Genomic DNA, 12,753 nt, shown 5'->3' on the forward strand with positions numbered 1-12,753 from the left:
CCACGGAAGGAAAGATCTCATGCCCCTGTCGCCGACCACCGCGATGCTGCTGACCCTCGCTCTGCTTGCCGCCGTCCTTCTGGCGCTGTTGGCCGCCGTCGGTGCTGGCCTGCTGACCCGCATAGACGGCGCTTCCACGCCGACCGCCTTGCTGCGGGCCGGCGTCGCCTTCGGCAGCACGCTCACCCTGATCACGGCCGTACTCGCCGTGGGGATCAGCGTGCTGAGGTAGCCGAGTCCGCCAAGGCGACGACCCACGAGACCTACACGCCGGGCGTACCTAAGGCATGACGAAACGGGTGGCACAGGATGCACTGTGCCACCCGTTTCTCATGCCGTGGTGAGGTTCTCTGGGACGTACTGGGGAGCCACGCCAAGCAGCGCATCGACGGCCGCTCGTCCCTTGCCACCAGCTTCGGGCATGAAGTGGGCGTAGTGGTCGAGGGTGATGGTCGGGCTGGAGTGCCCAAGCCACCGAGCGAGGGTCACCACGGATTCGCCGGCTTCGAGAATGATCGAGGCGTAGGTGTGCCGGAGGACGTGGAAGCCATCCTTGCGAGATGCCTTCCAGCGCTTCCCCTTCTCCCGAAGGGGAATGACGCCTGCCTTCGAGAGGGCCGGCTTCCACACTTCGTCGTTGAAGATGTTGGCCCGGATCGCGTTGCCGTACGTCGTGGTCAGGATGAGCGGGAAGGCCTGCTTCTCCCGCTCGGGCTCCGGACCGCCCCAGGGCAGCTCGACCTCAACAGCCGGGTGCTGTAGGAAATGGGCGGCCAGCTCTGCCGCGACAGACGGCGGCATGTCGACTATGCGTGTCTTCCCGCCCTTGGGTAGCGTGAAGTACAAGCGGCCGCTGAGGAGTTGAACCTGGCGTCGCACGCGGATGACAGCACGCTCGAAGTCGACGTCCTGTGGTGAGAGGCCGAAGACTTCCCCCTGGCGTAGCCCACATCCGAGGGCGACCACGACCGCGACCCGGTAGCGCGGGTTGATGAGGTCTCGCACACGCTGCGCGGTCTCCAGTGCCCAGGCCTCCCGCTGGTCCTCCGGCACCTTGGGCCAGCGCACCGACTTGGCGCGCATCGGATTACGGACGAGGCGCTTGTCGTCGATCGCTGTCTCGAAGATGTTCGACAGGGACGTGAGGATCTGGCGGGCGTAGCGGGGTGCGCACTCACCTTCGAGCGTGGCGATGTAGCCGCGCAGGACGGTCGCAGAGACGTCCCTCAGAGCCACTGAGCCGAGGTGCGGGAGGATGTGGAGGCGCACGCGCTCGTCGACCCGCTTGATCGTGCCCGGCGCACCCCGCACGCCCACCTTCCAGTAGCGGGTGACGTAGTCGGCAACGGTGATGGAGCCGTCACGCGGGTCGACGAACTCGCCCCGCTCGCTGTCGGTACCGGCCCGGCGGAGCCACGCCTTCGCGTCATCGAGGGTGTCGAAGGACATGTCCCGGACGCCCGGGATTCTGGCGACTCGGTACCGGGTGCCTTTCCCGTAGCGGGCGGATCGCTCCCGCTTTCCGGTGACGGGGTCCTTCTTCTTATTGATCCAACGATCTTCGATGTAGCCGGCCAAGTACTTCCTTACAGTTAGGGGATCTCAGGCCGCCGACCCGGAGGTCTCAGGCGGTTGCCGAGTAGCTGGCACAGCGCCTCTTGGGCGCAGCGCTCACAGGGTTCAGGGCAGGATTCGAGCGGGAGTCCGCCTGTTCCTGCTCGTGTATCCAGGCGTCGAGGGCGTCGATCCGGTACGTCACACGTCCGCGGGCCCCCATACGGAAGCTCGGCGGGCCATGACGGCGGTGACGCCAGACGTACAGCGTGTGCGGCGACAGGCCGAGGTAGGCAGCCGCTTCCGGCACACCGAGAAACGCGCGGTTTACGGCGGTTGCACGGCGGGGTGCCGAAACCTGGGTTGGTTTGGTGGGGCTCAGCAAGGAGAACTCCTTCGGTAACGAGTCAAAGGGCGGAAAACCGCCGGAGAGGCCCCGCGAAAGGGCTTCCTGGCCTTACGGCCTCCGGGCAACGTCTCGGTCGTGACTGCGGCCCAACAACCATTACTTCTATGCCACTTGGCTGCCGAGCTTCCATCCGCACAGCTCCACCGCCAAGCACAGCCGCTGCGAACAGATCTAATGATCCTGAGAATCTGGGATTTCCGAATTCACGGATCGGGTGATAGCAGCACTGCACCACCGATTGCTCGCCGGCCCCGCCGAACCACCCCTACTCGGAAACCGCCGTGACCGGCAGGTCAGGCCTGCGCGCTGCGATGCCTCTTACCGATCTCAGCCGCGTACGACTTGGTGGACGACCGCCCGCTCCACTCCCCGCAGTCGCAGCTAGCCAGGTACCGAACCCGGCCAGCGCACCCTGCGGTCAGCGGGGTTCCCCCTCTCGTGTGCTCGTGCGCCAGCGGGCACACCGTTCCGTCCTCGTGCATTCCGGTGACCTTGATCTTGTGTCGCGCCATGAAACTCCCCGTCAGAACAGCCGGAAGACCCGCACACATCCAGGATGCAGATATCGCCTGACCTGCGGCTTTAAGTCAGGTCAGTACGTTGACATGCGTTACGGTGCGATCTCCACTCGTTGGGCCCTGTAGCCGTCTGCCACCAGCGAACTGGGCCAGGAGAATTGCCTGCCGATGACCGCTACGCCGTTGGCGCCCTAATCGGTGGCCTGTCAGGATGCGCGCCTGGCGGACCCGGTGCTCCGAAACAGCCGAGGCGGTCAGGTGGAGAACGACGCGGACGTCGGCCAGCCTCGAAACTGGGCCTGAGGGGCTACAGGCTGTGCCGGGGCCTAAACCTGAAGGTGGGCGGACCAGCCCGGCTCCACCCGCTATATGGCGCCCGAGGAGTTCGTCCGGGGCTCGCTCATCGACATCAGGACCACCGTGTTCAACCTCGGCCGGGCGCTACGCCTCCTTCTCGATGCCGGCGACGAGGAGAGCCAGTGGCGCGGAACCCCCGCCCAGTTGGCTGTCATCGCGAAGGCGACCGCAACGGAGCCGGAGAAGCGGCTGCCCTCCGTGCGCTCCATCGCCGACGCCTGGCATGCAGCAGCGGAGCAACGAATCGGCTGACGCTCCGACGAACAGGCGGCCGTGGCGCCAGTCGATGCGATGTTCCTGCAGGTCCGCATATTGTCCCCGCCGGAGCCCGGCATAGAAGGCGAGCAGCACCATCGCCCGCCATGGCTGGTCGAGCTCGTCGAGGATGGCTTGCACCTGCTCGACTGTGAACCGCTCTGGCGGCTTAACTGCCTCCCGAAACAAATCGATGCGCCAAGTCGATTGTCAGTGGCCTCTGTCAGGGTATGCGCAATCTACAGCGAAGCGAGGGGCGGTATTGGTGTTCCAGCGCGATGGCTCAGGGGTCGCCGAGTCATTTGATCTTGATTCATTAACGGTGAGCGACCGTCTACGCCTGTTCAACTTCACTCAGCGCGATGAGCCTGTGGCGTATCTGTGGGTGCTGCGGGCCATGAACGTGCTGCGGGCCGTACACCAGCCACAGGTGCACCCCGACGACGTGGCGAACGCGCTGAAGGAGCTCGCGACAGCGCACGACGAGGTGCCGTCCGCCGCGGACTTGAACCTGCGGGCCATGCTCGACAACCTCTCCTCGGACACCGAACAGGTCCTCTACCGGGTGGAGGACCCGTTGCGGTGCGGCAATCTGGCCGCGTACCGGAATCGGCAGTCGGTCTACCAGTTCACGGAGATCGGGTACCGCGTCTATTGCGCGGTGGAAGAGGTCATCGGCTCCCGGGTGCAGGACGCGAACCTGTCGCGGCTGGTCTTCGCCGACATCCTGGCTGACTTCAAGGCTCTGGCGACAGCGAACCGGGAGGGGGACCGGGACGAGGTGTATCGCAAGCTCGCCCGTCTCGACAGCGTGCTGGAAGACATGACGCAGAGAGCGGCGCGCTTCTATCTGACGCTGAACGACGTGGCGCGTACGACGGATGTCTCTCCGGAGACGTTCCTGCGCTACAAGCACGCGCTGCTGGCGCACATGAGTGAGTTCACGGCGGAGCTGGAGCGTTACGCGCCCCGGCTGGCGGAGGCTGTGTACGAGGTGGAAGACAGTGGGGTGGAGACCCTGCTGGAGCGGGCCGCTGCGGTGGATGAGCGGCCGATGATGCGGCCGGCCGCGCGGCTTGAGGATTGGCGTCGGCGCTGGATGGGGTTGCGCCAGTGGTTCTTGGCCGAAGGCACTGGGGAAACCAGGGCCGCTCAGTTGCAGGGGGCGACTCGTTCGGCCATCTCGGGAGTCATTGCTCTGCTGCGGCAGGTGACGGAGTCGCGTCGAGGTGGGGTGAGCCGGACTACCCAGTTGCGGCATCTCGCCGCCTGGGCGGCGGGTGCGCCGGATGAGCAGGCAGCGAACGCCCTGGTGTCGGCTGCCTTCGACCTGCGCTCGGTACGGCATCTGTCGGGTGCGCATGACGATGATGACCAGATCTCTCCGCGGGCGACGTGGTGGGATGCCCCCGGGGTGGAGGTCAGCATCAGCCTGTTCCGGCATGGCAAGCGGCCGGCACCGGGCGGCCCGCAGCCGGTCCGTACCCTTCGTGGCGCTCATGCCCGCCTGCGCGAGCAGCAGCTGGCGGATCGGGCTGCGGACCGGGAGGCGGCCACGGATCTCCTGGACCTTGGGGCCCATGATCGGGTGCTGAACGCGGCGGAGACCCGTGCCGTGCTCAAGCTGCTGACCCGTGCCCTTCAGGCCCGGACGGTCGTCGCGGGCCGGCTGCGTTCGGGTACTGGCAGCAGCGACGTCCTGGCGCTGCGCCTGGTGCCGGACGAGCGTGGCAGCCGGCTTCGGACCGAGACCGGCACGTTGCACCTGCCCGGCTTCGCCTTGGAGATCAAGCCTCATGGTGCGATGCGCCGCCGTCGAACGGAGACGTCCTGATGGCCGCCCATCGCGTAGCCGCCTCCGTGGAGACTGCTGACCTGGGCTCGTACCAGCAAGCAGCCCGGCTCATGCTGCTGCACGGTTTCGTCACCGAGAACTACCCGCGGGCCAAGGCTCTGGGGCTGGTGCTGCAGTGGGCCGACGAGCTGGCCAAGGATTTCCGGAACCTGTTCGGCTACTCCTTGCAGACCAGTGCCCGTCACGCACGGCTGCTACGGCGGCTGGATGCCTTCGATGACAGCCAGGCGTTCCTCACAGTGAAGAGCAAGAGACCGTTCGACCGGCGGCGACTGGCCTACCTCTGTCTGATCCTGGCGTGCCTGCAGCGGTCACGGGTCGAGATCAACCTCGCCGATCTCGTCAAGCTCCTCGCACCGTCCGCCAACACGATCGAGCACCTGGGCTTCGATGCGACCGCACCGGGCCACAAGGACGCGGTCGTGGACGTGATGGACTGGCTTATCGACCGAGGTGCGCTGCGGATCTCCGATGGCTCGATGGAGGACTGGGCCCGTGACCACGACCGCGGGGACGCACTGTTCGACATCGACCACAACACCTGCGCAGCGCTGTTCCGGCCGAACAAACCTCTGCAGCACCTCGTCAGCGCCGCTGGGCTGCTGGACACACCGGCCGCCGGAACCGGCCGGGACCCCCGTCGGCGCATCGCTGCCCAACGGGCCCGTCGACTGCTGATCGAGTACCCGGTGGTCTACTTCGGCGACACCGACGCGGAGACAGCGGCAGCGCTGCGCCAGCCCACCCTGGCCGAGGACCTCGCACGGCTGACCGGGCTGCCCGTCGAGCGCCGGGCTGAGGGGGTCATGCTCGTCGACACCTCAGGGCACTTCACCGACAAGCGGTTCCCCGGCCGCGGCGGAGCGGTCAACCGCACCGCCGGGCTGATCCTCGCGAAGGTCGCGGACCTGCGGGAAGACCCGGACCGGGCAAGCAGCCTGCGGTACCTGCTGCCGCCCGACCCGGGGGAGGAACACGCCGACCTGCTGAGCCGCATCGACATGGCCCTCCCCCAGGCCGGCACGCTCGAAGCCCTGGCCCACGGCCCCCACACGGACGCTGGCCACGACACGGACGACACCGATCCGGCCGCCCCGGAGCAGGAGAGGCAGGCGAGCCTGCCTTTTGTGGAACACAGCGCCCTGGAGCAGATGATCACCGAACTCTATGAAGAGTTCGGCCCTTCCTCCTTCACCAACAAGTGGCAGGCCGATCCCGGCGGGCTGCTCGCAGAGGCGGTCGCGCTCCTGGCGGACCTTCGCCTTGTCCACATCGTGCCCGGCGGGGTCCTGGTACGGCCTGCAGCCGGCCGCTACCGCAACATCACCGCCGTCCTGCCCCGCCCCGCGCATGACGGTCAGTTCGCTCTCGACTTCCCCCTTGAGGAAACCTCTCGATGACTCTCATCCCCCACTCCCGCACCGCTGACCAGTCGGAGGTTCGCTTCAAGCCCACGCGCGCCGGGGTCATCGGCCTGTGGGACTACACCGACGAGGAGTTCGTCTTCGCCGACGGCCGCTTGGTCCTTCGAGGACACAACGGTTCCGGCAAGACCAAGGCCCTTGAGGTTCTGTTCCCGTTGGTCCTGGACGGTGTCCTCGACGCTCGACGCCTTGATCCGTTCAGCGGCGAGGAGCGGACCATGAAGTCAAACCTCCTCTACAAGGGGCAGGAGTCCGCATACGGATATGTATGGATGGAGTTCGCCCGTACCGGACCCGACGGCGAGGTCCTCGAAGCCGTAACCGTGGGGCTCGGCATGCGGGTGACCAAGCCCATGTCCACGCCTGCCCGCTTCTTCTTCGTCACCGACGGCCGAGTCGGCATTGACTTCGGCCTGCTGGACGCCGCCTCACGCCCGCTGCGGGAGAACGCCCTCAAGACGCTGCTGGGCGAAGGAGCCACCTACGCTACAGCGGAGGCGTATCGCGAGGCTGTCGACGACCGGCTGTTCGGGCTGGGCCGCGAGCGCTACAACCAGCTGGTCAACCTGCTGCTCCAGCTGCGGCGCCCACTGCTGGCCAAGGACCTCGACCCGGTCAAGGTGTCCGACACCCTCACCGCCGGACTGCGTCCTGTCGACGATGGCCTGGTCCTGCAGGCCGCCCGCGACTTCGAGAACCTCGCCGAGATCCAAGCGCTCCTCAACGCCCTCACGGGGGCCGATGCCGCGGTCCGGGACTTCCTGCGTGAATACACCAGTTACCTGCGCGCCCATGCCCGTGACCGTGTCGACCACGTCACCGGGCGCATCCAGGACACGGCCGCCCAGTGCGAGACGGTCCTGGAAGCGGCAGGCGGCCACCGCACCGCCGAGCGGCAGCTGACTGCCTCACAGCAGGAGCGGGATGCCGCCGAACGCCTGTGCAACGAGATCGGCGCTCGCCTGGCCGAGTACCAGAACCACGACGCCATCAAGAAGCAGGACGGGCTCAAGGAACTGCGCGAGCGCGTACGCACCGAGCGCACGGGCATCGCCGACGGTGAACGCCACCTCAACCGGGCCCAGGAGAACTTGGCCACACTCAAGCAGGAGGCGGAACGCGCCCTCCAGCGGCACGATGACCTGCGCAAGGCGGCCTCCCGGCACACCCACCGCCTCATGGACACGGCACGCCGCTGTGGCATCCTGCACGACGACGACGCGCTGGATCTCGGCGCTGAGCTGGATTCGCAGGTCGCCGGTCGGGTCGCCGCCCGTCGCAGCGAACTGAAGGACGTGCGCGCCCACCTCACCGCGTCCGACGCCGCCGCGAAGGACCAGGAGCGCGAGCAGGAGCACTGTGACACGGCGAACGGTGAACTGAGCGAGGCCGAGCGGCAGTCCGCCGCAGCAGCAAAGAAGCTCGACCTCGCCCGCGCCACGGCCTGCCAGGAGCTGGACGCGTTCGTCGGCCGCTGGAGCGGCAGCGACGACACCGCCGTCTTGCTCTCCGCGGACGGTGAAGTGCTGCGCGCGGCCATCGGCGCCGTGGGGGAAGCCGAGGCGGCCCCGCTACCGGAGGTCTTCCGTTCCCTCACCGACCAGCGCCGCACCGGCGCCCTGACCCGCGTCCAGACCGTGAGGCGGCAGCACGGCGACACCGCGGACACTCTGCGAGCCAGGCGGGACGAGCGCAACACCGTCGCGGCGGAGGGTGATGACGCGCCGCCGCCCAGTGACCTGCGCCCGGCCAGCCGCGACGAGCGGCCCGGCGCTCCGCTGTGGCAACTCGTGCGGTTCGCTGATCACGTCCCCGACGACCAAGCAGCCGCAGTGGAGGGCGCACTGTACGCGGCCGGCCTGCTCACCGCCTGGCTGCACCCCGACCCCGCGCTCACCGACCAGGCACTGCACGACAAGGTCGCCGACGCCTTCCTCCGCCCGCTGCCTCCCGCACAGCGGCCCACCGGCCGCACCCTGGCCGATGTACTGGTCGTCGAAGACCAGAAGCACGTCAGCTCCGCTGCCATCCAGGCTGTCCTGGCATCCATCGCCGTAACCGACGACGCACCGGCAGCGGACGAGGCGCTGTCTGCTCCCTCGGTAACCATGGGTTCACACTTCCGCCTCGGCATCCAGGCCGGTGCGCATCCCAAGGCCCGGCCGGAGTACATCGGGGCCACCGCACGGGCCGCCCGCCGGCGCGAACGGCTGTGCCGCCTCGACGAATCCATCGCCGCCCTGGAGGCTCAGCTCGCCGGCATCGGGGAACAGCAGCGGTACGCGGAAGAAGCCTTTGACGACTTCGACCGCGCCAGGCGTGAGCTCCCCCGCACCCAGGCGATCACCGAAGCGGTAGGCGAAGTGGCAGTGATGGCGGAGAAGGTCGCCGGAGCCCGCCGCCGCCTTACCGAAGCACGCAAGCGACTCGACGGAGCGATCGCCCGGGCCCATGAGAAGAACCGGCAGCTTCGGCATGCCGCCACGGCCGCTCGTCTGCCCACCCGGCGTGAAGAACTGGACAATGTTGCCCAGACCATCGACGACTTCGCCGACGCCGGCACGGCGCTCTCCACCTGCCGTCAGCAGGCCGATGCAGCCGAGCGCGACATCTCCAGCCGCAAGGAGATCATCGAAGCCCAGACCGAGTCCTGCACGGACCAGGCCGAAGCGCTGCAAGCACGCAAGGACGATTTCTCGGTTCAGGACGAACGCCTGCGCACCCAGGAGGCGACGCTCGAAGCACCCCTGCAGAAGATCCTGCAGCAGATCGCGGAATCCCAGGAGCAGCTCGCCGATGCACGCAAGACCTTCGACCGTGCGAAGAAGGACGCCGAAGAACAGCGGGACCGCCTTCTGAAAGCCGCCCATGCCCTGGAGTTCGGCCGTACAGCACTGGCCACGGCCGTATCCGAGCAGGTGCGCACCACGCTCACCCTTGAGCCGTACGCCCGGCCCGACCTACTGGGCCTGCTCGACGCAACCGCGGACACCGCTTGGCTGCCGCACGACATGTGGCCGAGTCCCGAACAGGCAGTCCAGGCACTCATGAACAGCCTCACTTCGCCCGATACCACCCTCACGGGCACAGAGGCCGCCCGAACCGTCGTCCCCAAATCCGTCGCCTCCCTGATCGGCGCGCTCGACGAGGCGACCCGCGGTCGCGCGATCACCGCGAGCCTCCTGAAGACCGTCACGACAAAGATCTCCAGCGCCATCACCACGCTGGAGACGGCCCTGGTGGAATCCGATCAGGGCTACCTCTTTGAGTGGGAGCCGGTCGGCGACATCATCCTGGCCCGAGTCACCGACAGCGAAGGACCGGCACCGGTAGCGGACTTCGCTCGACGCCTGGCCGAACAGCTCGCCGATCAGAGCGTGCTGCTGGAAGACAAGGAACGCACCGTCCTGGAAGACGGACTCCTGACCGGGCTGGCCCAGCAGATCCACGACCGCACCATCGCCGCCCGCGACCTGGTCAAGAGCATGGACGCCGACACGCGATCCAGGCCGATGTCCTCCGGTACCACGGTGGGCATCAACTGGGTCGTCTCCGACGCGCTCACCGACTCCCAGCAGACCGTCAACAGGCTTCTCGACAAAGATGCCTCCGGTCTCGGCCCCGTCGGCCTGGCCGAACTGCGATCCCACCTGCGCAACCAGATCCGAGCCAAAGCCGCTGCCGACGCGAAGAAGACTTACCAACAAGTGATCACAGAGGTTCTGGACTACCGCGCCTGGCGCAAGTTCGAGCTGCGCCTGTTCCGGCCGGGCGGAAGTGAAGAGGAAAGGAGGAAGGGGGAACTCCTCACCAAGGCCAAGCACAGCGTGATGTCCGGCGGTGAGAAGTCCGCCTCCATCCACCTGCCGCTCTTCGCAGCCGCCCACGCCCAGTACAGCTCCGCGTACCACACCTGCCCGCGGCTGATCGCCCTGGACGAGGCATTCGCCGGCATCGACGAGGAGTACCGTCCGGATCTTCTTACCCTTACCGCCAAGTTCGACCTCGACCTCTTCATGACCGGCCATGACCTCTGGATCACCTACCCCGGCGTGCCGCAGATCTCGCACTACGACATGAAGCACGACGAGGCATCCCACACCGTCTCCGCCATGCTGCTCGTCTGGGACGGCGAACAGATCCTCGATGACCTTGAATACCCCGGATCCAACGACCTGGCCGCTGAACTCCTCGGCTTCGCCCCCCGCCGCCACGTCCCTGCGCAGGCAGGGCTGCTCGCCGACCTCTCCGACGAGGAGTCGGCGAACGAAGACGCCGAGGAATCAGAATGACCACGTCAGCAGAGGCATACGAGCGCTACCGCGGCCCCGAGTTCCGACGCCTCCTGGCCGCTGCCCGGCGCTCGCTCGAACGCAACGGCGGCGAGATCACAGGCTCCATCGGCCTGACCAACCCGACCACGGCCGAACGCAACGTCGTCGTCGGCATCACCGGCGCCTACCGCTCGGCTGATGTCCGCCGTCTCACCATCCCCCTCGCGGCATTGGAGGAGAGCGTACGCAACGTCACGGGCGGGTCGCTCCGCAGTGTCCTGGAACGGATCGGCCCCGAACTGCGCTTCCGCGCTGATGAGAGGACCACGCTCGATCAGGCCCGGCAGGAACTCCGTGCTGAGGCCGAGACCAGCCCACTGCACGCCGCCCACTCCTGGTACCGGGAATGGCTGGTCGGTCTCGCATACGACGGCACGATCACCGGGCTGATCAACAAGAATGACGCCCACATCCTCAGCCAGGCCATCCACGTACTGGAGTACCTCCACAGCAGGCCCAGCGACTCGCCTCCGGTCATGCTGCCTGCCTTGGCCGACGCCACCACTGGAGACACCAAGGCCCTCAACCCCGGCCGAGGCGCTCTCCCCACCCTGGTCCTGCGAGCGCTTGCCACAGCACGCGGAATCCCACTCGAATCAGGAGCTGAGGCCCGTCGGGAGCTGTGGGACACCTTCGACGTCATCGTCGATGACCTCGCCAGCCGCGTCCTCGTCCTCAACCTCCCCGCGACCGGCCAAGGACTGGGCCAGTGGCTCACCGACGCCGCCCTCTACGGCACCCCCTTCCACATCACCCTCCACCAGCTCATCACCCTGCCCATTGCCATAAACCTGCCGACGGTGTACATCTGCGAGAACCCGGCCGTCCTCCGCCGCGCCGCCGGCGAACTCGGCAAGAGCAGTCCGCCGCTGATCTGTGCCGAGGGCCGCCCTTCCACCGCCTTCCATCGGCTCGCTCGCCTGATCACCGACGCCGGTGGCACCCTGCACTACCACGGAGACTTCGACTGGCCCGGTATCGAAATGACGAATCAGCTCCGCACCCGTTACCAGGCCAAGCCCTGGCGAATGAGCGCAGCGGACTACCTCAGCGGGGTTCGCTCCGACAGCGATCACGTCCAGCTCGGAGGCAAGCCTCAAGGCACCCCCTGGGACCAAGAGCTCGCCGAGGTCATGGAAAGGGAGAACCGTGCCGTCTACGAGGAAGCAGTCACCGACACGCTCCTGGCCGATTGGTCCCCTAGCATCTCGGAGGAAATCCACTGAGCAACTCCGCAGCTCGGGGTAGCTGAAGACAGGGGGCGGTTGACACACGCGGGCTACAGGTCGGAACTCGACGGAGGCCCTGCTGCCTCCTCGGCCGATTTGGCGTCGAGGATCAGGAAGCCCACATCGTGCTGCTGCAGACCTCGGGCAACTCTGCGCAGGACCACCCACGGGTCAACGGCGGCCGGGATGCGGTGGGTGGCCAGTACGGAGTCGTAGCAGAAGCCGGCCTGTTCAAGGATCGCCACAATGGAGTCGTCGTACAGACCGTCGGCAATCCATCCGTGTTCGGGATGTTCGCCGAAGAGGATCATCGGGCCAGAGTCGTCGGCGTCCCCCTCAGACTTCTGCCCTGCGGGGTCCGGCTCGGCCGCCCGGGATACGCCGACGTCTGTGTAACCCACGAAGCCGTCTGGTCCTACTGGCCGAGCGGCGAAGCCAAGCCGGTGCGCTGGGCTCTCCGCGGTGGGGTCCTGTTCTGCGAGCGCGGCCGCCGTCAGCACACGCCGCAGGACCCCTGGTCCGCCGTCGCCGAGGCCAGCCTTGCCTGCCGCGTACGTGAGCAGCTGGTTGAACCCCTCCGTGCCGTACCCTTCGAACCACTGGTCCAGGGTGAGTTCGCCGCCGAAATTTGCGCGATAGTCATCCCTGTCGCGCCTCTGGACGGCAGCGATCACCTCCACCGCGTGCTGGATCGCGGCTGGGGAAACCCCATTTCGTTCAGCCTCCGCGCGCAGCTGCTCCTCGCGGGCGGACTGGTCCACAGCTGTCTCCTCGGTGTCGTGCATGTCCCGAAGCATGACTCATTATGGCCCGGGACT

General features: G+C 67.2%; 9 protein-coding genes. 6 read left to right on the forward strand and 3 right to left on the reverse strand.

Annotated features, from left to right (window positions below):
- The first annotated feature begins 19 nt into the window (after positions 1 to 19).
- The gene (locus tag ACIBEA_RS13985; protein WP_399260432.1) at positions 20 to 232 is read left to right on the forward strand and encodes a hypothetical protein; all 213 of its coding nucleotides are present in this window, start codon (positions 20 to 22) and stop codon (positions 230 to 232) included.
- Positions 233 to 330: 98 nt separating this feature from the next.
- On the opposite strand, the gene ACIBEA_RS13990 is transcribed toward ACIBEA_RS13985, so the two are convergent.
- On the reverse strand, positions 331 to 1,578 hold the full coding sequence (locus tag ACIBEA_RS13990) for a tyrosine-type recombinase/integrase (protein WP_399260434.1): 1,248 nt from the start codon (positions 1,576 to 1,578) through the stop codon (positions 331 to 333).
- Between the two features lie 46 nt (positions 1,579 to 1,624).
- Positions 1,625 to 1,864, reverse strand: coding sequence for a helix-turn-helix transcriptional regulator (locus ACIBEA_RS13995; protein WP_399260827.1), 240 nt, complete (start codon positions 1,862 to 1,864; stop codon positions 1,625 to 1,627).
- A 986-nt stretch (positions 1,865 to 2,850) separates the two neighbouring features.
- Between ACIBEA_RS13995 and ACIBEA_RS14000 the strand changes: the two genes are divergently transcribed.
- From ACIBEA_RS14000 to ACIBEA_RS14020, 5 genes are all read left to right on the forward strand, one after another.
- Complete coding sequence (locus ACIBEA_RS14000) at positions 2,851 to 3,090, forward strand: hypothetical protein (RefSeq protein ID WP_399260436.1); 240 nt, start codon at positions 2,851 to 2,853, stop codon at positions 3,088 to 3,090.
- Between the two features lie 268 nt (positions 3,091 to 3,358).
- Entirely contained in the window at positions 3,359 to 4,927 is a 1,569-nt protein-coding gene (locus ACIBEA_RS14005) for a TIGR02677 family protein (protein ID WP_399260438.1), read from the forward strand.
- Positions 4,927 to 6,348 (forward strand): DUF2398 family protein, encoded by a 1,422-nt coding sequence (locus ACIBEA_RS14010; RefSeq protein WP_399260440.1) that lies wholly within the window; start codon positions 4,927 to 4,929, stop codon positions 6,346 to 6,348. The genes ACIBEA_RS14005 and ACIBEA_RS14010 overlap by 1 nt, the downstream gene beginning before the upstream one ends.
- Positions 6,345 to 10,664 carry a TIGR02680 family protein gene (locus ACIBEA_RS14015; protein ID WP_399260442.1) on the forward strand — a complete coding sequence of 1,440 codons (4,320 nt, stop codon included), beginning with the start codon at positions 6,345 to 6,347 and terminating at the stop codon, positions 10,662 to 10,664. The genes ACIBEA_RS14010 and ACIBEA_RS14015 overlap by 4 nt, the downstream gene beginning before the upstream one ends.
- Positions 10,661 to 11,932, forward strand: coding sequence for a TIGR02679 family protein (locus tag ACIBEA_RS14020; RefSeq protein WP_399260444.1), 1,272 nt, complete (start codon positions 10,661 to 10,663; stop codon positions 11,930 to 11,932). Before ACIBEA_RS14015 ends, ACIBEA_RS14020 begins: the two co-directional genes overlap by 4 nt.
- A gap of 53 nt (positions 11,933 to 11,985) precedes the next feature.
- Here ACIBEA_RS14020 and ACIBEA_RS14025 read toward each other — a convergent pair whose 3' ends face one another.
- Positions 11,986 to 12,720, reverse strand: a complete 735-nt coding sequence (locus ACIBEA_RS14025; protein ID WP_399260446.1) for a hypothetical protein — start codon at positions 12,718 to 12,720, stop codon at positions 11,986 to 11,988.
- Positions 12,721 to 12,753: the final 33 nt, after the last annotated feature.

Origin of the sequence: Streptomyces sp. NPDC051555 (assembly GCF_044454405.1) — a bacterium.
Taxonomy (GTDB): Bacteria; Actinomycetota; Actinomycetes; order Streptomycetales; family Streptomycetaceae; genus Streptomyces.